General features: G+C 40.4%; 20 protein-coding genes and 1 pseudogene. 3 read left to right on the top strand and 18 right to left on the bottom strand.

What is annotated here, in order from left to right; all coding sequences use genetic code 11:
* Position 1 precedes the first annotated feature (1 nt).
* The 18 genes from DXA54_RS21665 to DXA54_RS21580 form a co-directional block, all read right to left on the bottom strand.
* The gene (locus tag DXA54_RS21665) at positions 2 to 1,084 is read right to left on the bottom strand and encodes a saccharopine dehydrogenase NADP-binding domain-containing protein (protein ID WP_004292655.1); all 1,083 of its coding nucleotides are present in this window, start codon (positions 1,082 to 1,084) and stop codon (positions 2 to 4) included.
* On the bottom strand, positions 1,063 to 1,722 hold the full coding sequence (locus DXA54_RS28815; protein WP_008778686.1) for a DUF6796 family protein: 660 nt from the start codon (positions 1,720 to 1,722) through the stop codon (positions 1,063 to 1,065). The genes DXA54_RS21665 and DXA54_RS28815 overlap by 22 nt, the downstream gene beginning before the upstream one ends.
* 52 nt (positions 1,723 to 1,774) lie before the next feature.
* A complete protein-coding gene (locus DXA54_RS21655) occupies positions 1,775 to 2,962 on the bottom strand; it encodes a YncE family protein (RefSeq protein WP_004292650.1) in 1,188 nt (395 codons plus the stop codon).
* Positions 2,963 to 3,001: 39 nt separating this feature from the next.
* The gene (locus tag DXA54_RS21650) at positions 3,002 to 5,431 is read right to left on the bottom strand and encodes a TonB-dependent receptor (protein WP_017140788.1); all 2,430 of its coding nucleotides are present in this window, start codon (positions 5,429 to 5,431) and stop codon (positions 3,002 to 3,004) included.
* Positions 5,413 to 6,003 carry a 4'-phosphopantetheinyl transferase gene (locus DXA54_RS21645; protein WP_004292648.1) on the bottom strand — a complete coding sequence of 197 codons (591 nt, stop codon included), beginning with the start codon at positions 6,001 to 6,003 and terminating at the stop codon, positions 5,413 to 5,415. The genes DXA54_RS21650 and DXA54_RS21645 overlap by 19 nt, the downstream gene beginning before the upstream one ends.
* A 2-nt stretch (positions 6,004 to 6,005) precedes the next feature.
* Entirely contained in the window at positions 6,006 to 12,170 is a 6,165-nt protein-coding gene (locus DXA54_RS21640; RefSeq protein WP_005942627.1) for a non-ribosomal peptide synthetase, read from the bottom strand.
* Positions 12,171 to 12,634: 464 nt separating this feature from the next.
* A complete protein-coding gene (locus DXA54_RS21635) occupies positions 12,635 to 13,057 on the bottom strand; it encodes an integrase (protein WP_004312210.1) in 423 nt (140 codons plus the stop codon).
* A gap of 27 nt (positions 13,058 to 13,084) precedes the next feature.
* On the bottom strand, positions 13,085 to 13,621 hold the full coding sequence (locus DXA54_RS21630) for a hypothetical protein (RefSeq protein WP_118420358.1): 537 nt from the start codon (positions 13,619 to 13,621) through the stop codon (positions 13,085 to 13,087).
* A 6-nt stretch (positions 13,622 to 13,627) separates the two neighbouring features.
* Complete coding sequence (locus DXA54_RS21625) at positions 13,628 to 14,860, bottom strand: hypothetical protein (RefSeq protein ID WP_004292643.1); 1,233 nt, start codon at positions 14,858 to 14,860, stop codon at positions 13,628 to 13,630.
* Entirely contained in the window at positions 14,857 to 15,294 is a 438-nt protein-coding gene (locus DXA54_RS21620) for a plasmid mobilization protein (RefSeq protein WP_004292642.1), read from the bottom strand. The genes DXA54_RS21625 and DXA54_RS21620 overlap by 4 nt, the downstream gene beginning before the upstream one ends.
* A 141-nt stretch (positions 15,295 to 15,435) precedes the next feature.
* A complete protein-coding gene (locus DXA54_RS21615; protein WP_005942618.1) occupies positions 15,436 to 15,951 on the bottom strand; it encodes a hypothetical protein in 516 nt (171 codons plus the stop codon).
* Positions 15,952 to 16,062: 111 nt separating this feature from the next.
* On the bottom strand, positions 16,063 to 16,536 hold the full coding sequence (locus tag DXA54_RS21610) for a hypothetical protein (RefSeq protein ID WP_004292640.1): 474 nt from the start codon (positions 16,534 to 16,536) through the stop codon (positions 16,063 to 16,065).
* Between the two features lie 30 nt (positions 16,537 to 16,566).
* Entirely contained in the window at positions 16,567 to 16,809 is a 243-nt protein-coding gene (locus DXA54_RS21605) for a helix-turn-helix domain-containing protein (protein ID WP_004292639.1), read from the bottom strand.
* A gap of 233 nt (positions 16,810 to 17,042) precedes the next feature.
* On the bottom strand, positions 17,043 to 17,456 hold the full coding sequence (locus tag DXA54_RS21600; RefSeq protein ID WP_004312207.1) for a hypothetical protein: 414 nt from the start codon (positions 17,454 to 17,456) through the stop codon (positions 17,043 to 17,045).
* Entirely contained in the window at positions 17,453 to 18,073 is a 621-nt protein-coding gene (locus DXA54_RS21595) for a hypothetical protein (RefSeq protein ID WP_004312206.1), read from the bottom strand. The genes DXA54_RS21600 and DXA54_RS21595 overlap by 4 nt, the downstream gene beginning before the upstream one ends.
* 5 nt (positions 18,074 to 18,078) lie before the next feature.
* Positions 18,079 to 19,509, bottom strand: coding sequence for an AAA family ATPase (locus tag DXA54_RS21590; RefSeq protein ID WP_004292637.1), 1,431 nt, complete (start codon positions 19,507 to 19,509; stop codon positions 18,079 to 18,081).
* 309 nt (positions 19,510 to 19,818) lie between these two features.
* A complete protein-coding gene (locus DXA54_RS21585; protein WP_004292636.1) occupies positions 19,819 to 20,964 on the bottom strand; it encodes a site-specific integrase in 1,146 nt (381 codons plus the stop codon).
* 14 nt (positions 20,965 to 20,978) lie between these two features.
* Positions 20,979 to 22,121 carry a site-specific integrase gene (locus DXA54_RS21580; protein ID WP_004292635.1) on the bottom strand — a complete coding sequence of 381 codons (1,143 nt, stop codon included), beginning with the start codon at positions 22,119 to 22,121 and terminating at the stop codon, positions 20,979 to 20,981.
* 202 nt (positions 22,122 to 22,323) lie between these two features.
* On the opposite strand from DXA54_RS21580, the pseudogene DXA54_RS21575 reads away from it, so the two are divergent.
* The 3 genes and pseudogenes from DXA54_RS21575 to traK form a co-directional block, all read left to right on the top strand.
* Positions 22,324 to 22,782 (top strand): annotated as a pseudogene (locus DXA54_RS21575) (hypothetical protein); the annotation flags it as partial.
* Between the two features lie 42 nt (positions 22,783 to 22,824).
* Positions 22,825 to 23,220 (top strand): hypothetical protein, encoded by a 396-nt coding sequence (locus DXA54_RS21570; RefSeq protein ID WP_032528637.1) that lies wholly within the window; start codon positions 22,825 to 22,827, stop codon positions 23,218 to 23,220.
* Between the two features lie 6 nt (positions 23,221 to 23,226).
* Positions 23,227 to 23,841, top strand: a complete 615-nt coding sequence (gene traK / locus DXA54_RS21565) for a conjugative transposon protein TraK (RefSeq protein WP_007216015.1) — start codon at positions 23,227 to 23,229, stop codon at positions 23,839 to 23,841.
* Positions 23,842 to 23,851: the final 10 nt, after the last annotated feature.

Here is a 23,851-nt window from a genome sequence, read left to right as displayed (position 1 = left end):
ACTATTCCTCTATAGATATATTTATGTTGTTGTTTTTTAATATTTCGTTTAACATGTGCAGATTGATATTTATGTCTTCAAAAGTAAAGATGCCAGGCATAATTGGTATACATCCTTTTATTATCGAGAGCACAATTACCGCACAAAATACTCCTGTTAATCTAAATGAGGAATCTGAGTGCAATAAACATTTTACAATAGAATTTTGATTTCTTACATAAGTACATACTATCACAGATTTCTCGTTTTTCTCATTTTTCTCCAATTGCCCCTGTTGTTTATTGACCATTTTACAAATCAATTTTCTAATAAAAGAGCTCTTTCTTAGTAAGGGAACTATGCCCATAGGAAGATTTTGCAGATGAAAAGCACAATCAAAATTTTGTAGTTCTTCAAATCGACTAGCTCGTTGTATAGTCCTTATTTCAGGACTAGAAAAGAATATTAATGGCATATTGGAATGAAAACGATCAAAAGTAAAAGTTCTATCTGAATGATATTTAGTTGGTTTTATTCTTCGGATTTCCCTTTCTGAAAGGAGCATCAGGTCATCTTTAAAACCCTCAAACATATTGATTATTGAAGCTGTTCCAGAAACAACACCTGCTCCAAAATAGATTCTCAATTCGGCTTCTAAAACAGTTTTTTTTAATTGTTCTGCAGCATATTCTAGCATGAAAGTTGTCAACCCTGGACATAATCCCATTCCTGTAAAAATTGTTCCCCGAAAATTTGTTATGTTCTCATTTTTTATTTCTAGTACACGTCCACTATGTCCATAGTCATCATTAATATCAACACATATTACGTGATTTCTTAAACAAATTGTATAAATATCTGTTCCTACACATGAAAAAGGACCAAGTGCCAAAATTATAATATCAAATTGTTTAATAACAGATTCTATATTTTGGGTATCATGTATGTCCATTTTTATAAACTTTACTTTCTTCTCTGATATCTTATGAATACCTCTTGATGCTATAAATAATTCACAAATATCATGATAATGTAGCAAGTAATCTGTAATAAATTGTCCCGCAATCCCTGTGCCACCAATTACTAAAACTTTCTTTTTAGACATAAATTTCTATCTTTTTTTAAGCTTATCCAACAAATTATATAATACAGAGTGATCCCCAAACTAAAAATGCCTGGTAGTAAGCATTCGGTCTTGGGAATTATCCAAGTGACAATAGATAAAATAATTGTTAGTATAACAGGGTTCACAACTATAGACCATCGAGGAACTATAGCTTTGGATGAAAAGTTACTAAATCCAACAATCAGCCAGGTCACTGGAAGTAGAATAAACATAAAGGGGAAAAAAGGTATATTAGATCCTGTTAATAATTGCCAATCTATATTTGTTTGCATTATCATTTTTGATGTACCAATACTATATATTATGGCATAGCTGTAATGATAAAACCCCAACATCAATAAAGAATAAGATATACAGAATGTATTAATAAGCGCAAGCTTTTTATTAACTTTACACATTGTTGTGTATATGAAGTATGTCCCTAATATCCAAAAAGGAAAAGTAAAAATACATCCAAAAGATGATAAATTTAAAATAGTTTCTTCTAAAGAAAGTAGTCTTGAAACAAAATAATCTGTTTCAACAGTTTTCATCTGTACTAGATAGTCGCAGGTTGTGATAAATAAACCTGAGATTACACTTATAATGATTATACAGTCATAATTACGATTGTTCATTCCATAAAAATTAAAAAGCTGCCGGAATCTTTTAGCTTCCGGCAGTCTTTATTTATTTTAAATATTGAATTTTGAAGGGATTACCTTCTGTTTTTATCTTTAAAGGTTCATACTTATCTTCTTTATAGTTGTAAAGATAATAACCTGTTCCTTGAGTAGAAGCCATCCCGAACACCATATAGTCTCCTGCTTTACATTGACTACATGACCAACCCGTAGTTCCGTCAAAGTTCATTTTTTTGACAGTTTTATTATAAACATCTATTTCAAATGTTTGCATTGATTTGTCATTTACATAATCAGGTGGATTACTAACATATCCCGGAACATTGAAATATCCATATAGCTTACCATTTCCTGTATATGTTTTGCTATAAATATAATTTGCTTTATTACCCTTTATGTCCGGTATACTAATTGTTTCTATTGGGAAATAGTATGACTGATCAAAGTCTGTTTCTCCTTTCTTTATACGCAAGAAACCTTCTGTACAGTTTGCAAAATATCCGAAGCCTCCTACACAATAAATATAAAGATCGCCTTTTTCATCAATGAAAGGATCACCTGAATACTCATAAGCGGTTGCCATTGTAGCTCTATTATCAGATATCATTTTAATAGGCTTGTCTGTCTTTGTATCAATCAAAAGTACATAAGCTCCAGTATTAGGGTTAAACTGGGACTTATCTTGAGCTAATCCTACATATAAAATACCATCTCTAATAACCGAAGCACCAGGTTCAGGATTTTTATCACCACTTTCTTTCCCAATTGCATATTCAGATAAATCTATTTCACCTGTTTTTTGCATTGTCGTAGGATTTATTATATACAATTTTCCCAATCCTACGCATGATATATAAGCTTTTTCTTCTGAATCAAATGTAAGGAATGCAGGAAGAGAACCGGAAGGGAGAATCATCGTTTCTTTTTCTTGAATTAGCAAACCATTCTCGACTCTGTACTTATATAAACGGGCATTCATCGATTCTAAGACATAAATGTTACCCCCATAAGTAAAAAGAAAAGATTCTTTTGCAAAGACCAAAGAATTTTGTGTACTTGTCTGTTCTACATTTAAATCTTTAAATAGACTAACATAAGCATTATCACCCACCGTGACACTATGAACAAAACTCATATCGTCTTCTTCATCTGTTGGAAACGGATCATCTTTACTACATGAAATAAAACTTAAAAAGGTCGCTAATAGCGACAATAAAAACCATTGATTTTTCATTTTTTTTATTTTTTTTAGTTAAAATAATTATTTATAATATTACAAACTCATCGCTCCCCCTGAAGATTCATCACCAAACCAATTAAATCGTAATTTAATTTTAAAAGTACGACCTTGTAAAGGCTTTTTAAATTCCATATAGCTCTCCTTGTTGAATATATTTTCAACTTCAAACCCTAATGATACTTTATTTTTCCAAATAGATTGCTGGAATCCTGCCGTAAAAAGATGACTACGAGGAATTAACCATTTCTTTCGCTGTTCTGGTAAGTTACTCATTTGCCAACTCCAATCAAAATCATGAACGTAAGATGCGTCTATATAGATTCTAGATATTTCATGTTTCCCAAGTAATCCCTCTGTATGATACTCTAAACCATAGTTAAAATAAAAACGAGGAATATTGGGTACCTGTTTATCATAAGTCGGGTTTTTCACACTTTGGTCATTAGTAGTCCATTTTAGCTTATCCCGAATATCTTGATAGGTTAAGTTAAAATAACTATAAAGCTGTGGAGTCACATCTATTTTTAAATCAAAATCTCCCCCCATGATCTGAGTCTTACCCAAATTCGTATAAATCATTCGTATATCAGCAGGAAATAAACTTATCATATCTGTTATATACATATAATATAAATTTGTCTCTAACTGAAAACGACTTAACCCCATAAAATTACTTTTATCCATGATTAACCCTAAATTTATATTATTACTTATTTCGGGATTTAAATCAACTGAAGGCTTTACTGTCACTCCGTCTCCAAACAATTCTTCCGTATCAGGAAGCCTCACGTTATGTGATAAGGAAAATTTACCTCTCACCCCTTTGAAAAATTCATAACTGATTCCTTCACTTATTCCATAGTAAAAATTGTTTATTTTTGTTTTTTTCGGTTCTTTCTTAACACTTTCAGATTCATCTACAATTTTATCACTTGTTCTATATATTCCAGAATTTAAATAGTATAGACTGAACATTAAAGAGTTTTGAAGTTTGTTATTACGTGAAGAATACTCATGTGCTAACCCCAAAGTATTTCCCTTCATATTACTGGGAAAACCACTAGGGTCAAAACCAACATATTCTGCTGTATAATCATCCTTAGGTCTATACCTTGAATATGTGAATTGATTGTTAAGATTAAAGGTATGTTGCTTTAACTTGTATTTTAAATTCAATTTATGTCTGATTTCAAATTGTTTGTCATCTGAATAGTTTAATAAATTATCATCAGTTTCTCCCATTGTATTTGTTATGGTTCCATCCCATTGCCGTTTTGTTCTAGCGGTATCAACCAAATGCGTATGAATGATTGGAGTTACTAGACCTGACTTGAATTCAAGGTTTTTAAATAAGAAATTCTTCTTCTCTAAAGTTAAAGTAGGCATAATGTTTGTCCCATGTGTATGAGAAAAACGTGAATCAAAATCTAAGGCCTGAATTCCCTTTTTATTGTTATAAAAAGCACATTCTAATTCAATCTTATCAAACCAGAATTTTGTAAATGTTAAACCTACATTATACATTGTGGACCTATAATAATCATTATTTCTTATTACTTCTTGGTAGGCACTTGAAGGTAAATTTGTTTCAAAAACAGGATAAGTCATTTTATAATTATTATCCGATTTATTATGAAAAAAACCTCCTCCAATTTGAATCCCTGGTTTTTCAAACATTTTTTTTACACTGACTAACGTTTTGGAAGTACCAAATGAAGCAAACTCCTGAGTAAAGCCTACCAAGTCACACTCGTCCTCTCTTGTAACAACATTAATCGCTCCTCCCAGACCATCACTGCCATATTCAGCAGGAACTATTCCTTTATATATCTCAATATATTTAATGGCATCAATAGGTATGTCGTTTATATCAAATGAACCATCGGGGCTATTTAAAGGAAAACCATCTATATAAATAGCTACTCTTTTTCCTTCCAGACCATGTATGGACATTTTAGAAGAGCTACCCAAACCTCCGGATTTTCTAACTTTGATTCCAGAAGTACGAGTAAGTACTTCTTCAATTCCAGTTGAACGACCTCTTAATTTTGCTCCATCAACAACCGTTACAGCCATAGGACTTTTACGTATATGATTTATTTCTGCCTGCTGTGAGGATGCTTTTACCACGACCTCATTCAACACTTCTGTACTTTCTTCCAAAAAGAAATTTTTAGTTGTATTTCTATTTACAGTAACAGACTGTTTTATTGTTTTGTATCCGATAAAAGAAACCTCTACAAGATACGTTCCGTTTTGAGGTAATTTTATTCTGTATAACCCATTATCATTTGCATTATCTCCAACCTGATTTTTTCGTATATATACAGAAGCTCCTACAACAGGTTCATTTGTCTTTTTATCTACGATTCGACCAGAAAGAAAAACTTGTGCCCAAGATATCATAGGGAAACAACATATTCCCATAATGACTAAAATTGTTTTTACTTTTCTACACAACATAGGTTTATAATAAAATTTTTTTTTAACATGCATATTATAGTTACATTGGAAGCTTTAGATACATTTATCGTGTCAATATCAATCCAATTGCATAATTTACTATATGCTGTATAATATGCCTTTAGAATAGCTTCTTTACGTGAAAAAATGTCAATAGGAGAAAATTCTTTCTTATCTATACACGCTATCTCTTGGGGTGTACAAAAAAGAGAATATTCCTTTTTTGATAATATCGTCGTTTGATCTTCAATATCTACTCCAATACCCTTATACCTCTTTTTCTTTCCAACAGCAGCAACTGCTATTGCATCTTTATGAGATATAGAACCAACTATGTCAAATGGCCATATTGGTTCACCATCTCTTCCTTTTAAAATGGGAACTATTTCCTTTTGTAAAGTCTGTAAGGCACGATGTGCGGCACAACGTCCCAAAATATAAGTTTTAAGACGTATTTCAGACCATTCTCTTTTAATGAATATTTTTTCTTCATTAAAGAGATTATCTGAAGTAGCAAAAGGACTATCTTCCACAATTTCTACTGCTATATCGGAAAAGGGTAATACAAGCATATTTATACATGCAATTCTATATAATTCATTATCAACTTAGCTAATTCCGCATGATATTTTGTAATAAGAACATGCCCTCCTGGCAATTGGTGGAAAGAAACTTTCTGAAAGTAATTATTCCATAGATGTTGATTGTTTCGAATTGTAGGCTCATCCTCTCTACCGACGATGGAACATAATGGGGTTTTCAATTTACAATCAAGAAACTTGTAATTTACCATTGCTACAGTATTCATTCTCAACTCATGCAAATATTCATGTTTTTCTTCATCTGATAAAGTTGCGATCAATTCTTCATTCAACAGATCTTTTGCACGTGAATAATCCAAAAGGGCATTATCGTCATTTGAAAAGAATTGCATTAAGTCATCACGCAATGTAGGAGGAGTTCCACCAATCATTATAATACCCTGTATCGGAATATTTTCTTGTTCAAATCGTTTACAGATATCATAAGCAATATAGCAACTGTAAGAATATCCCATGATAAACAAAGGAATCTCTTTATCAGCCTCTTTCAGTTCATTGGCTAATAGCGCACCAACTTCTTCTACAGAGGACTTTATCTCACGTCCATCTCCATGTCCCGGATATTGTACTGTATATAAGTTGATTTCTCCGGTAAAATCCCCAGAAAATGTACTATACATACCAGGGGTTCCTGCTGCATATGGAAGACATATAAGTTTTGCATATGGAGTAGAAACCTTTTTCATACAAATGAGATTCTCAACTTTATTATTCTCTATTTCTTGTTCAAGCAGTTCGGCTATCGTAGGTTTATCGAATAAATCTTTTAATTTGATGTTGGTTAATCCGACCTCCTTTAATTCTTTTATTAACCTTACAGATCGGATAGAGTCGCCTCCTATATCCCAGAAATTATCAAATACACCTACCTCTGGTATCCCTAATACCTTTTCCCAGATTAAGGTTATTTGTTTTTCCCTTTCATTCCTTGGACCTACAATATCCCTTTTAACAAAATTTTGTTTCTGATTCGCAATATTGGGTAATTGCTTCTTGTCTGTTTTTCCATTGGCAGAAATTGGAATCTGCTCTATTCTAGCCATTGCGGAAGGTAACATATAGTGAGGTATCTTCATTTGCAGAACAGACATTATATCCTTGTATTCTAAATCACAATTATTTGCTGTAACATAAAAAGCTACAACTACAGGCTGTTTGTTTACATCATATTGAATCTCTGCACAAGCCTCTGTAATACCTGATACTTTTAATAAAGCATTCTCTATTTCTCCTAATTCAATTCTATACCCTCTGACATTTACTTGAAAATCTTTACGTCCTACAAATACAATATCGCCAGTTACAGTCATCTTTACAACGTCTCCTGTATTATATACAATTCCTTCATGAGTAATAGGATTATTGATAAATACAGATTTCGTTTTCTCTTCTTTATTCAAATAACCACATGACACTCCCTCGCCTCCAATATAAAGGATACCAGGAACTTCTGGTAGTGTATATTCTAAATTATCATTTAATACATATACTTGTGTATTATAAATCGGTTTCCCTATTGGAACTATATTTAAATGACATTTGCCGTCTTCTTCAATCGGGATAGGATAAAAAGTGGAAGCCACCGTTGTTTCTGTAGGGCCGTATTCATTAATAAATTTGTGCAAAGGATAATTTTCTAACCACCTGTTTATATCCGAAACATTGATAATTTCAGCACCCAGCATAATAGTCATATTGGGTGATAGGTTTACAGGTCTCTCCAAAAATCCCAACGTATTTACCAACATTGAAAAATGAGAGGGAGTTACATTCAAAAAATTGATTTTTTCTTCATCTATAAAATACAGAAGTTTCTCTATATCTTTAGTTGCATTATCGGAAAGAATGTGTAAAGAAGCTCCGGCAATGAAAGGTAGCCAATTAGAAGTAACAGTCATATCAAAGGAATACGATGTTATTAAAGCAAACCTGTTATTACAGTTTACATTAAACGCTTCTTTCTCATAATTCAAAAAATTGGATACATTTCTATGCCTAAGCATTGTACCTTTAGGTTGTCCTGTTGAACCAGAAGTATAAATCATATAAATCAAATCATCAGGAGTATTACAAGGTACTATATTATCCATAGATTGACTATTTATATCATTTACGGTGTATCGACGATATGTATCAGGTAAAGGAATAGAATCATCATCAAGTAACACACAATGTTTAATGTTGGGGGTATATGAACTATTAATATTGTCTACATGTATTCCTTGAGTTACAAGAACTTCTGCTCCACAGTCATTTATCATATACTGTATTCTATCCGAAGGATAAGAAGGGTCAATTGGCACATACGCCCCACCTGCTAAAAGAATTCCAAGTTGTACTATAGGCAAATCAAGCGTTCTGTTCAGTAATAAAGCAACCTTAGAATTTCGTACCACTCCAAGAGAACGTAAGAAATGCGCCATCTGATTAGCTTTTTTCCAAAACTCTGTATAAGTTAAAGAAACTCCTTGATAAGAGATCGCCTCTCTATTAGGATACAAATCTACAGTATTACTGATCTGTTCATATATTGTTTTAAGAGGATAAGCATGTTCTGTTTTATTTGTTTGCTCCAATAATTTTATATAGAAGAGAGGGAGTATATTTGAACATGAACGCTCTTCGTATCCCTTAGTGTTTGTATCATCTACCAATTGGTTAAGCATAGACGTGAATTGTTCAGAAAGTAGTTGTATGTATTCCGCATCAAATAGCTCACGAACATAATTCCAATCAAAACACCATTTATTTTCCCATGTATACATAACAAGGTCTATATAAGTACCAGGTGCACCTGTCTGTACTTTAGGCGCACCAATTGTCAAATATCTAGATGAATGACTGATACCTTTGGGAAGCATATTGATAGAATTACTAAAAATAATTGCACTCAAAGAGCTTTGTTTTAAGCCTTCCTGTTCTGCGATTTTTCTGGACAATTCTATTGAAGATATTGGATACTCAAGCATGGTTCGTACAAATTGTTCTATCTTACGTGCAATAGAAACAATCGGTTCTTGTGGAGATGTTTGGATACGGACAGGGAAAATATCAAGAAAACTACCTATTATATTTTTTGCATTAGGTAAATGCTGTTCCCTGTTAAATACAGGCATGTTGATAATGAGATCATTTTGTCCAGACCACAAATTCATCAGTTTAAAATAGCATGCCATAAGTAAGGAATTAAGGCATATACCAGAAGTATGAGAACTGATTTCAAGAACTTTATTCATCAATAAAGAATCCAATTCCGTATGTAAGGTATTAAAATGGACTTTATTTATTAAAGATGGCTGACATTTCGTGGGAATAGATATTTTCTCTGGTAAATCTTTAAACACCTTTAGGGCAAAATCCATTGCATTCTGATATCGCTTTGTTTGCCTTCTGAATCTCTCCACAAAAACATAGTCAGAAAAAGTTAGACCTTTTTCTTGTTCAACAGTTATTTCTTTACCAGCGATAAACTGATCATAAGTTGATGTTAATTCTTGAAGGAATTGAAAAAAGCTGAAACCATCAATTATCTGGTGATCAATATGTATAATTAATTCATGTTCATCTTCCCCTGTTTTATAAATATTACAATAGAATAAAGGATACTCTTTAAGGTCAAATCTGTGATCATGATCTTTTTCGTCCTTTTGTAAAAAGAATGTTTCCTGTTGTTCTTTGTTCATTGAAGTTATATCTTCATAAGAACTTTTAAATGTCGGATATTCAGGAAGAGTTATCATCTCAGGTTTATCCGACTCTTCGGAAAGAATAGAATGTAACAATGGATGACAGTTAATAATGTGATTTAACGTCTTGTCCCAACATGCTGGATCAAAAAAACCTTTCAATTGTGTCCGACAAATGATATAACAACTTAATCCTGTCGGTTCATTACGGATAAAACTTTTACTGTGATAGAATAATGTTTCTTGGAAATCCATTAACGGAAAAGAATACCCCTCTGGAGTTACATAGCGTTCCTTAATGGTTTGTGCTATATCTCGTATACAAGTTTTATCTTTTATATCATCTAATGTTATTTTATCAAAAACTTCAGTTAAGCGCTTCATCATTTGATATACAGCGGCAAAAGAAGTCACTTTAGTTATAATATTTTCTGTATATTGTATTTCTAAAGAGGGAATTCCTATTTCTTCGCTGATAAACTCTCGAACTAACAGTTCATATTCATTTAAAGGAGATTGAAGTTCTTTTAATAAATATTGTTCAAGATAATGTTTTTGAGAGACTAAGGTCGGATATTTATAGAAGAAACTATTTTCTAATTTAATATTTAACAGTTCTTCAAGTTTAGAAACAGCCATCATACTGCGTATTGAGTCTCCTCCTAAAGAAAAGAAGTTATCTTCTATATGAATGAGGTTTGTTTTTAAAACTTCTGACCATATTTTTTTGAGAACCAATAAATAATCCATATTATGAGATTCTTTGTTTAGTTTTACAATTGATTTATTATACTGTCCTTGCTCAAAATACTTTGCCATAGATCGACGTTTTATTTTAGAGCTAGAAGTTCTGAGTATTTCTCCTTTTTTTATCTTTATAGAGTATTCTGGAGCAAATCCAACTTTGTCTGCTAGAAATGCGTTACATTCATTTATTAATTGTCTTATTTGTTCTTCCGACATTTTTCTTGATAATACAAAGAAATGAAGTACAATTTCACGATTTTCTGTAGAAGAATAAAAAGATGTAAATACAGTTTTTTCAATTGAAAGACCAAATTTCTCTAAGACACAATTTTCTAAATCAAAAGGATGAAAGTTTTGTCCATTTACTATAATTGTTTCCTTTTTTCGACCTACTATATAAAGAATATTGTTATAATCAAAAAAGCCCAAATCTCCTGTACTTAACCAACCGTCTTTTAATACTTCATCTGTTGATTGTATGTCATTATAATAACCAGACATGACACAAGCGCCTTTTACTTGAATCTCTCCTAAATTTAAATTATTTTGAGGAATACCGTCTTTAACAATGCGTACTTGTAAGCCTGGTAATATTCTACCTGCACTAACAAATTCACAAAAATCTTGTTGTTTATCGACTAATTTGATAATCCCTTCATAGAACGCCTCTCTATTTATTCTTATATTTTTATTTCCATAACCCGGTAAACAGGAAGAAACAATCAATGTTGTTTCAGCCATTCCATATGAAGGGCGGAATGCATTTCGATTAAACCCAAGTTGAAAAAGGGGGGATAATCGGACGTATAAATTAGATGGAACCATTTCTGCTCCAATTGAAAGAGTCTTCACTTGAGATAAATCCAATTCTTTTATGTCATTAGATTGTTCTAACTTTTGAATTAACAAATCCAATCCTGAAGGTGTCGTACCGCCACAAATACTTACTTGATATTCGGAAATTTTCTTTAGAAAAATCAAAGGATCTCTTAAAAAGGAAAAAGGCTCTATTTTTATTTCTGTAATTTGGTTATACAAACAAACCAAATGATTTCCAAATAGACCATAATCATGAAAATATGGCATCCAGTGAATCAAAGTATCTTCAGTTGTAATTTCATCCGCAAGAGTTTTTATTTTCAAATTAGTTAAAATATTGTTAAAACTAAGCATGACTCCTTTGGGTGCCCCTGTACTTCCTGATGAAAACTGAATAACACATAAATCTTTACTATCTCTTTTAGGTATGTGTAAAGAATAATCTTGCAACAAATCCAATTGTTTCATAATATCTTCAACACACACAGCTTTATGAAATGAAGATTTATAATATTCAAATAGATTAATATCATTTGTTATAAGTGTAACTACACCTAATATATCAATTGCATTCTTTAGGCGTTCAAAAGCAATAGAGTTCTTATTACTGAATTGTACAGAAGGCATTAAAACGGGTATACAACCTGCCATAACACATCCCCAAAATAATAATATAAAATTTTCGGATTTTTCAACAGAGATTATTATCTTACTGACAGGCTTTACTTGATAGTAAGATTTTAAAATAAAAGCTATTTTTCTAGATTTTTCTCGTAACTCTGAATAAGTTAGAAAAAGATCACATTGACTATTATTTACAATAACAATTCCTTTTGTCGGCACTTTATGTGCTGCTTCTTCCAACAATTCATATAGGTTTTCCATCTTGCTTTATTTTTTGCCCGCAAAGTTCGTTTGTTTAGCTAAATCCATCAATACCAATTATTAGGTATTTTTAATAAATTGTTGTATGCATATAATATTACTTAAATTATATATTTCTATTTATTGTGTGTAGCTATCGTATTAGTAGTCAGTTGATATTAATTTATATTAGATTGTTATACATAATCATTTATGATAAGGAAATATTACCTACAAAGGGGTATTATATGTATTTTTACCTTCCTATTTTTTGTAAAATGATAAGTTCTTTATATCTCATAAATAACTATTGCTTCTTTATTAAGACCTAGAAATCATCACATTTAATATATTACTGATACGCAATGCTCTAAAAATATTTAGTTATTTACTATAACAGTCAATGTATATTTCAGGTATACCTGATAATCTTCCATTATCATCTGGTCTATTACTGCCAACGGAACGTCCTTGTTATCCCGGAATCATTTGAAGCTGCCGAGTGCGGTATGGTAGTTCTTGGCCGTACCGATGTGATTTAATTGGCAGAGTCGCTCGATGAGATTCTCCATGAATATAAAAAGGGTATTTTCTTTTTCGGTGCACCGGAACTCCATAATTATATCTTCAGATGAATAACCTCGTCGTAGCAGATCGAATCTTTCAATAATCCTGTTCAGCTTTTCCAAATTCTCCTCCAGTTTTCGGATTATTGTCTGAATAACGGTTATCCGTTCGCCAGCCGGTGCCGAAACAGGTCTTGACTGTTTATCATCCCATTCATGAGAGAACACCTTATAACCGGTTGTGATTTGCCTGACGACACGGCGGTGAGTTACAAAATAAACGATAGTGCCCGGACGGCCTTCGACTGTTGACGGGCGGAATTTCACCTTTACTGTTGTCATACTTATATTTATTTAATTGGTAATGTTTCATTCTCGTCTTAACTTGCTGCATATAAAAATGGTCAACGTGACACAGACAACGAGAAAAGCAGCGGTACAGCCGAGTACTTCCCACAGCAATATGCTATGTATAAGACGAGCGTTCGCGGCGCAGGTACAAACGAAAGCCGCCGCGAGGGAGATGATTGCCTCTACCATACACCAGAAAGCGGTTGCGGAGATAAGCACACGGTCATTCGCCGAGAGGCGTCCGGCTAGCCTTGCGCATTCCCGTTCCATCCTGTCGGCCATCTTCCGGCAGATTTTCTCTCCCTCCTGTTCAAGCGTCTTTCTCGCTTCCTCGCCGAGTGTGACCGTGCTTGCCCCACGCAGGGAAGAAACAGCCCCGTCCATTTTGGGCAGGGCTTCCGAAAGTCTGTTTTCGAGCTTTTCCACGTTGGCACTAAGAATGCGGACAGCTTCATAATTGTTTTTCAGCGCATCGATTATGCGGTCTTGCTCCTGCATTTTTTCGGCAGTCGGAAGTGCCCCGTCTATTTCCGAGAAATCGAATTTTTTATTCATAGGCTGTTATCTTTTTCGTCCTGTCTTCGGTTTCTTTCCGATTACCCTTGCCGCTTCACGGGCGCACCGGCGTGCCCATTCCCGTTCGTCCTCGTCCTCGCGTCTTCCCCAAGGCAGGTCGTTGGAACTGCCGCCACCACCTCCCGAAGGAACCGCCGGAGTATCGAGCATCCCGACGAAAAGTGCCGCAGCCATGTCCGTGAGGTCACGGCTGTTGGCTGTCTCCCGGTAGTCGAACTCGTCATTGAATACGTCCAACGCTTCATCGGGAATGAAGAACCGGCGGCTTTCCCCGTCGATGTCGATATGGTACGGGCTGGTACCGGGACGATAGCCGGTGTATTGCGGAACCGGTGTCGTTCCTTGTGCGTGAACCGGAATCGTCCGGGGTGTAGTCGGTATAGATTTCCCTGCGGCGGGCTGTGTCGAAACAGTCCTTGTCTTGGGAGCCGCGTGCAGCTTTTTCCACGTGCTTTCAAGTTTGGTCGCCATGAGGTTGCGCCCCCTGCCGAGTTCGGAAGCCTTGTATCTGGCGTTGCCTTTCTTCAGCACGTAACCGCGCAATATCTTCTTGTTGTCGCGCAGCTCCCAAAACTCATATCCCTTGCTCCGGAGTCTGGCCACGTACTCGTCCCATGACCAGCTTTCCATGGATTGCAGGGTTTCCATGCAGTCCCGGTTCACCTGCCCGATGTTCGTCTCACGTACTTCGGCGGCAGTCGTCCAGCCCCGTTTCAGGGCCACACGCTCGGCTGCCCGCTGTGCCCGCAGGTGTATGTCATGGTCGTTGTTGATATTCCCCCGTTCGTCGATACGGCAGAACGCACCGTGAAGGTGGGGAATGCCGCTCTTGGATTCCAGATGCAGCCACACCGTGCCCTTGCTGCCTTTGAGGGCGGTTTTCGGGGAATAGGTCTTGCCGTTCTTGTCAAGCAGTTCGATGTTGTCGAACTCATCCGTGAAGTCGTCCCACAACCTTTGCCAGTCGTCGATGGTAAAGTCTTTGGTGTGTTCCGGCGCAGGGCTGACCTCGATGCGGATGACGGAATTTTTGACCCGTTTGGACTTCTCCAGCGTCAGCCGCATAGAATCCCATATACCCGTGGCATCCAGACCGGGCGGCAGCAGATTGTCCCCCACGTGGAAGATGCGTTCGGGATGTTTCTTGTTCCTCGATTCTCCCGTGATGTACCTGATGTCATTTATCCCGTGGGAGATGGATTTCGCTTTCCCTATCATGGCTCGTCCTCCCTGTCTTCACCGTTCCTTGTCCCGTCGGGCAGGCGGTTGGAAAACCGTACCTTGTCGAGCACGTCCGTGACACGCTCGGCCAGCCTGCCGAGTTCCTTGAGCCATTCGAGCATGAAAGGGTAACTGTTAAACATCTGTCTGCGCTTTTCGGGGTTCATGCCACGGAGCGCGGACGTGTAGTTCACGAGGTCGCTGCGGCATCCTATAAGGGTCTCCATGACCGCCTCCTGCCTTGCCGTCAGCCTCGCTTTCGGCCTGTAGTTGAAAGCTCTTGCCAGCACGTAGCTGCTGACGGTCATGCCGCACTCGGCGGCAAGGCGGCGGATGTACTGTTTCTGTTCCACGGTGACTTTGGCTCCGATGTATTCGGTGCGGCTGCCGCCGGACGGAAATGATGTGTCTTGCTTATTGTCTTCTGTCATAACTGTTGTTTTATAAGGGTTAAGCGGTGCGAGCCTGCGAGCGCCGCCACCGGCGAACTGCCAGTGAGCCGCGAGAGCGCCAAGGGATGACTGACCGAAGGGAGGTGATACCTTGGCATATCTCGAAACTGAAAGACGTTTTCACCTCTCCTGCGGCGTGCCTCCGCTGCCGGATAAAATGCCATTCAAAGGCCGTTCAGATGCCGTTCGAATACCATTCAGGGCGGGATTGCAAAGGTTTACGACGTGGAAGTTCTGAAAGTCCGTCCATTCCTCGACACAGGTCATGGAAGCGACGGAAGCGGTTTTGGAAGCGTCCACCGCTATCATGCCCAGCTTTTCCATCGTTGCAAGGAGATTGCGGATTCTTTTTCTCCCTATGTTCCATTCCTCCGCGAGTCTGGTTTCCGAGAACTGGAACTGTCCGGGCTGCAATTCCTGCGGCCTGCGGAATGAATCGCCCCTGCCGGGGGACAGTCGCATCCGTGAGAGCAGGTCATAAAAAAGAGTATGGTTGCCGATTGTATTGCCGTCGTCATCTTTCGTTGTCCCTCCGAGCCATTCGATTGCCTCTGCGGTAAAGTGGATGCGGACTGTACGGAAGCCCTGCGGCTTTTTGAAAAGGGATGTTTCCTTGTTCCTCTTGTTTTCTTGCATAATTCAATAAAAAATAAGGGAATGGAGTATCGGAAAACCTACAACAGTTTCAATGAGATAGTGCGTGCGGGAGTTTCCTTGTCCGTCCGATACCCCGTTCCGGTTTTGACATCAGTTCCGGTTCACGTTGGCGGCGGGTTGGGATTGCAGGTGTCCCCGTGCGTCCTCCACCGCCTTGAAGTCGGAAGAGATTTTCATCAGCACGATGCTGACGCGGCAGAGCTGGCCGATGTCAACGAAATCCTTGACGGCTTCCAACAGTTTTTGCGCACGTTCCTGACGGTGTTTCATCACGGCCTCGTTACTTGTTCCGTTTTCTTTGGCAAGCCCGTGATTGAGAAAGCGGTTGACAGCCAACATGTCCGTCGCCTCAATCGTTGCGGTATCGCCGTTGCCCGTCCCGTAACCGACCATTACCCGTATGGAATCGGCCTCGTAGGGGGAACAGCCGCGAAGAAAGTCCAGAATGGTCTGTGCCTTCGCGCTGATTACGGGTCTGCTCTCTTTCTTTCTCTGTTCCTTGTTCGGGGATTCCTGAACCGTGGCATTCCTGATACCCGGTTCCATGTTCTTTGAATTGTCCATAACTGCATTGTTCTAAAAAAGGTTGATGAATCATTTGTTTTTCTCATGTGTTACCAGATAGTGGGATGCCTCGCTGTCGATCTCGACCTGCGATTTCACCCGTACCCGTTTCAGCCATGCGTCGAGGTCTTCCTTGGCGAAGAAGCACAGCTTGCCGCCCGGCTTGTAGTAAGGGATTGCGCGGCGCATCATCATCTTGTAGAGATAGCTTGGCTTCAGTCCGAGGTAACGGGCTGCTTCCGTGGTGGTCATCAAATTACGTTCACTTTCCATATACGTTCATTTTTATTGTTACTTGTACTTTCGTAGAATCGGAATCTGCTGTTTTTTCAGACTTTTCCTTTCTTCTGTTTCCGATGCAAAGTTAAGTTTGCTCCAAGGTGGGCCAATGGGGGACGAATGGGGAAAGTGCATGAAAAGAAAATGCGCCATACCGTTGTGTATGAACGGTATAGCGTATAGCTATAATGGGAAGATACCGGGCTGAATGGGGAAACGACGGGCGGTTATGGGGTACCTTTCAGCCGTCTTGCGTTTTCAACGGCCTTGTCGATGGATTTGCGGAAATCTTGATTCTCTTTGGTGGCAGCATTGTTGCAAACATCGCTGCGGTGCTTGTCGTAGTAGGATTTGGATATGCCGCAGCGTTTCAGGAACTCTTCCGACCAGAGTTTCCCGCGCTCTCGCGGCCTGATGGTACGGGCGATGGAAAACACCATGTAACAGATGCGAAGGTTCTCTTTCGGGCGCACGATGACCTCCCGTTCGGTGGGTTTCAGGTTCAGGAAGTTCACGAAGTCGCTGCCCGACAGATACTCGAACTGGTAGTCGTTGCACACCTCGTAAATGAACAGGCACAGGGCGAGGTCAACGGTATCCATCCATGCGGTGGTCTCTTGCAGCAGGCCTGCACGGTTCATGGGTTGCCCTCCTTCACGCGTCTGATGTCGGAGATGATGCTTCCGGCGATTCCTTGCAGACGCTCCACCAGCACGTCGAGGAATACCGGTTTGAAGCACCAGACACAGAAATTCCGGTCACGCTCCTGCTGCCATTCCTTATATGATAGGTTTGCGTGTGCATGAGCTTGGTCATATTTTGCCTTTGCTACTCCGCACTCCGTGTCGAGCGACCTGTATTCTTCCGAATCCAGAGGCAGGAAATCCAACCGGTTACTCATTGCCGAATACTCGCGCCAAAGTTCTGTGGCGGCTGTTTTCGCTTCCTCGTACCGGTGTTCAAAGGGGCTTAGATATTCCTCGAAAAGGGCTTCAAAGTTCACTGTCTGCAACGGTGTCCTGTCGAGTGAAAGGTATTTGTTCGTTTCCGAAAGAAGGGAAGAAGAAAAGTCCAGAAGTTGTCCGGGGTTCTCCTTTACCAGACAGGCTGCCTCCTTGACAAGAAGGTTCGTGTCGTTGAAATCCTGATAGAACAGGGACGGCGGCAAGGCCTGTTCAAAAGACAAGACGCCTTGTCCGTAAGTTGCAAGAAGCGTGTTCACTTCGTGCAACCGTTGTGTTATTTGCCGTATCATCATAATCGTCAGGAATTGAAAAGGTCGTCCATCGTCACCTCGCTGTGGACGATGCTTCTGTTCTTGCCATTGGCCACACCATACGTCGTGATAAAGGTATGAACCAGTGTCTTGTTGGTCTTGGTAAGTTCCCTGAACAAACCGGAACGGTCACGCAACCGGCGTTCGTATTCGGGCTTGATACGGTATGTGTCCATGCAGAATTTCATCTCGCACAGGTGTATGATCCGGTCAGCCCGCTCTATTATCATGTCTATTTGTCCGCCGGGCATTCCTTCCTCCTTATTGGGCTTGACCTGCCATGTGGACAAGGATGTAGCCATGCCCCTTATTCCCAAAGCCGACTTGATCTGTTTATGATGTCTCATGCAGACAAGCTCGAAACTGCTACCCATCCAGTCGAATACATTTCCGGAATCAAGATGATTGCTCCACCATTCATCATCGTGTGAGAGGTTGTCGGCAAGGAACTTGAAATAGAACAGCGAAAAGAAATCCGTAAGCCTGTAAACGGCTCCGCGACGTTTGTTGCCGTACTGAAGCCATTTCTCTATCATATCGGACCTTTCAAGGTTTTTTATCGCCTTGGTTATGTTGCTGCTCTTCGATGATAGTGACTGGAATATGTCCTTGCTTGTCATTCCCGATTCGTGTTCGCTGAGTAGTTGTACGATTGACGTGTACAGGTCGGCATTGTCGAAAAGGGCGTTGTATAGCTCCTCGAACTCCAGTTTCAAAAGTGCGCCTTCATTGAAAAACAGCCGGTCTATATTCTGGGAAAGGCTCAACGCGGGGTCAAGAAGGCTGTAATAAAACGGAACACCGCCAAGCACCATGTATGTCTGGGTAAGCTGGTAACGATCCCATTCGATGCCTCTGGTAGCGAGATACCGCTCCGTCTCATTCAGGGTGAACGGGGACAGATGCAGGTTACACGTCACTCTGGCATGGAGGCCTCCCTTGTTGGCGACAATCTTGTCTTTCATCCATGAGGTCGCGGACCCCGTGGCGATAAGCATGATGTTCCGCTGTGACATGGCCCAGCCGTTCCAGAAGTTTTCAAGGGCCGACACGAATATGGATTTTCCCGAATCCATCCAAGGCATTTCATCTATGAACACAATCCGTTTACGGTCAGCGGGCAGGGACGACAGGTATTCTTCAAGGGCATAAAAGGCTTCATCCCAGTTGCTTAAATGGGAGAACTTTTTTCCCGAATAACTGTTGAGCACATTCAGGAAGTTGTTCAACTGTCTGCGGGTGGTCATTCCATGCGCACCGACATATTTGAAATCAAACTCCCGGTCGAAAAATTCTTCAATCAGGAATGTCTTTCCGATACGCCGCCTGCCGTAGACTATGACCAGCTCCGATCTGTCCGAGTTCAGGCATCTTTCCAGTTCCGCGTGTTCTTTGTCGCGGCCAATAAGTTTATCCATACTTTCATGTTTTGATGCAAAATTACGCATTTGGAATTGCCCAAGCAAATTTTAGAACCACTTATTTGATATTATCTATGAAATATTACGCTGTAAATTCAGATATAAGGTTTTGTGAGGTTTATGAACTGCGTCCATAAATCTGAAATTATCTATCTAAATCAAGAAGATAAGTTCAGGTTTATGTATCTGATAAACAGATATGCCGAGTTTTGACCTCTTCGGATTGAAATCTGGCCGGAAAGGTCAAAATTCGGCAATTATTCAAATAAGGCTGAAAACGGTGGTAATGGAGTACAACGCAGGATGTCAGCCAAATACGTTATCAACCAGATTCACCGCTTCAACTTTCTTGCTGTCAACGATTTTCGCGTAAATCTGCGTAGTCTTTACGTTGGCATGGCCGAGCAGTTTGCTCGTGGTATAAAGATCCGCACCGAGGGTAAGCATCATTGTGGCGAACGTGTGGCGGCTCGTGTGATAGGTGATTTTTTTATTGATTCCTGCCGTTGCCATCCATTTGGCCAGTACCTTGTTGATATTGGGTTCTGCCGGGAGTCCGGCAAAGACATGCAGCCCGTCTTCCGCACCGTTCCTTTCAGGCAGCCAACGGACGGCATGGCGGGAAAGAGGCAAGTAAATCGGTGTGGTAGTTTTTTGCATCACGGTTGACATCCGGTATTGTTCCCCGTCCTGAACAATATCTTTCCATCGTAAGGCATAAACATCGCTCAACCTCAAACCGCAGTAACAGGCGAAAAGGTAGGCACGTTTCACGTCTTCGCGGGGGCATTCCGTGTCAATCAGAACTTTTATTTCGTCAATGGTCAGGTATTCCCGTTTGGATTCCGGCACCTTGATACGTTCTGTGGCTGCAAGTGTCATTATCGGGTTCTCCGGGATAACCTCGGCACGGACGGCGGCGTTGAGTGCGGTGGAGAAATAACCCACGTAGTCCGCTGCACTCTTGGGTGAAAGCGGCTTGTCCCACCGGGTCTTGTAGGTGTGCTGAATCCAGTCGATGAAACCCAGACACCAGTCCTTGTCAATCTCTCTCATCTTCACCTTTTTCTTGTAAAGGGGAAGTAACCGGCAGACTGTTCGTAACAGTTTCAGTCCTCTCGCGCCTTTTCGTTCCTGTTCGGCAAGATAGGCTTCCATCCAGTCGTCCAGTAGCATTTTGGAACGGACGGATGTCTTTTTCAGTCCGGCCTTCGAGTGAGTCAGTTCGATGATGCGTTTTGATTTGATGGCCTCTACCGCCGCTTTTGTGGCCCGGTTCTGCTCCTTGACCATAGGATTGATTTCGGGCAACAGGTACAGTTTCAAGAACTCGTAACTGCGTTTTCCGTCAACATAGATGTCGAGATAATAGGATTCCGAACCGTCGGCGAGCTTCTTCGTGCGCACCTTTACCGGTTCCTTGAGTCTGGTCGATTTCTTTGTTGTTGCCATATATAATAATGTATTTAGAATGCGTCGTCAACCAAGGTGATTGCATCGTCCTTTTTCTTGTCTACTATTTTTGCATAAACCTGTGTGGCACGCACGGAACGGTGGCCGAGGATTTTTGAAACGGTATAGATGTCCGCTCCGAGCGTCAGCAGCAGCACCGCACATGAATGACGTGCCGTGTGGAATGTCACGTTCTTCTTTACGCCTGCCTTATCAGCCCAGTTCTTGAGACTGACACAAAGGTTGCTTGTATTGGGCAGCCCTCCAAAGACAAGGCCATCCGGTGTACAGCCATTACGTTCCGGCAACCATTTTACCGCTTGGGACGAAAGGGGGATATAAACGGGATTGGTGGTCTTTGTCATTACTACCGACACGAGCCATTGCCCGCCTGATATGGAAATGTCACGCCAACGCAATTTCCGTATGTCACTGATACGAAGTCCGCAAAAACAGGAAAACAGGTATGCCTGCCGTACCTGCTCGTTAAAAAATGGCGTGGCTATCATTTTCTTTATCTCCTCGATGGTCAGAAAATCCCGTTTGCTTTCGGGAACTTTGATTTTCTCGGTCATCTCCAGTTTGTACCAAGGATTTGATTCAATCAGTCTCTCACGTACAGCCTCGTTCAAAGCGGTACGCAAAGTGGTATAATAGGAATGAGCCGTCTTGGGAGTAATCTGTTTTCCCCATGCGGTCTTGCAGGAAGAACGAAGCCAGTCGATATAATCAATGTAAAACTGTCTGTCCACATCACAGAGCCTGACATCTGCACGGAATTTCAGCAAGTTTTTACGGGCGTTGTCGATTCCGTTCAGGTCGCGTGCTTCCCGGTGTTCGTGGTTCTTGCGGACAATGGTCATCCAGTCGGACAGCAGCATATCGGAAGATTTGCTTTCCGGTACTGTTCCCACCTTCGCATTGAGCAGGGCTTCTGTCCGTTCTCGCTGAATATCTTCCGCCTTGCGGAGTGTCTGCGCATTTTGCCGCCTTGCTTTGGCAGATGTTTCCGGCATGAGGTAGAGTTGCAGAAACTCGTACTCATGCCCGCCGTCTACACTACGGTCAAGAAACAGGGATAAACGTCCGTCCGCCAGTTTACGGTGACGTAACTTGAACGGAGATTTCTCTATTAATGATTTCTTTTTTCTTCCCATTGTATATCAATGATTTATATCCATATACAAAGGTAACAAATAATCCGGATATAAGTATCGTTTTAGGTAACAAAAATGTCGAATAATAGAGATTTTTAAGGAATACAACAGAAATCATCATTAGTTAATAATACATTGATAATCAGTATTTATATAGATTTTATCTGTTTTTATTTTCCCTTCGTTTCAATACATTGGCTAATGGGCTACGATCTACTGCCAGCAGATATTGCTCGGTATGCTGACGATATTCGGCCCGTTGCAATGGGCGTTCTCTCTGCTGCCGAAATGGGAAGGTTCCTGGGCAAAATGGCTGACACGTTACCTGACGGTACATTTCTACGGGGCCATGCTCTACTTCGTGGGCTTCTATGTATTGCTCCTTTTCGACATCGTACTGTGCATCCAGGTGGAAAACCTGACCGCAATCACGGCCAGCGAGCAGACAATGGCGGCCTACCTGCAGAACAGTTTCTTCTCCGCCGGTTATCTGATGGCGGCAAGCATTGTAGCCTTGAAATGTCTGAACCTTGTACCTGACCTTGCGGCGTGGATGATACCGGAGGGCGACACGGCCTTCAGTACGAGAAATTTTGGAGAAGGCGTGGCACAGCAGGCCAAGATGACAGCGACAGGCGGTATCGGGGCAATCATGAGATAAGATAAAAAACATATAAACAACAATCCTTAAAAATAAAAAAGTATGAACGTACAAGAACAAATCAAAGAATGGTGCAAGGACGGACGCTTCCTGCGCTACGCGAATGAACGCATGAGAAAAGAGATTACCGAAGTTCCGGAAAACCATGTGGTTACCCCGGAGTATGAAGCCCTTGACGAAGGCTTCGAGTATGACGACCGTTATGCGGCCCCGCTGGCCGCTTACCTGACCTACCGTCTGCAAATGGCCAAGTTGCAGAAAAAGGCGAAAGTGCGCAAACGCGGTATCTGGTGGGTATTCGTGCAGGTCATGACGCTGGGCCATTACGTGCATGTCTTTTCCGATGAGTTCGGGGCTCTCGCTGCGGAACTGCAGGAAACAGTCATGCCGATGCTGCACGATGAATATGTAATGATGTTGAACGGGAAAAGACAATAAACCGATATGATTATCAAGCATCTGGAAAACAAGATACGGCTGGTGGGCATTATCTGCACGGCCTTTCTCGTGGGATGTGTCATCATCAGCGTATCGAGCATCTGGACAGCCAGGACAATGGTGTCGGATGCACAGAAAAAGGTGTACGTGCTGGACGGCAACGTGCCCATTCTTGTCAACCGTACCACGATGGATGAAACGCTTGACGTGGAAGCCAAAAGCCATGTGGAGATGTTCCACCATTATTTCTTCACCTTGCCGCCTGATGACAAATACATCAAATACACGATGGAAAAGGCGATGTACCTGGTGGACGAAACAGGTCTGGCGCAATATAACACTCTTAAGGAGAAAGGTTTTTACTCCAACATCCTCGGCACGAGTGCCGTGTTCTCGATTTATTGTGACAGCATCCGTTTTGACAAGAGCACCATGGAGTTCACCTACTACGGCCGCCAGCGAATCGAACGCAGAAGCAACATCCTGATGCGTGAGCTGGTGACTGCCGGTCAGCTCAAGCGTGTACCGAGAACGGAGAACAACCCTCACGGTCTGCTGATAGTGAACTGGCGCACTCTCCTTAACAAGGATATAGAACAGAAAAGCAAGAGCAACTATTAAACAATCAAGG

It is taken from the genome of Bacteroides sp. OF03-11BH (assembly GCF_003604005.1).
GTDB lineage: Bacteria > Bacteroidota > Bacteroidia > Bacteroidales > Bacteroidaceae > Bacteroides > Bacteroides ovatus.
Note: the sequence above shows the minus strand (reverse complement) of the source record. Positions and strands in the feature narration are given on the sequence as shown.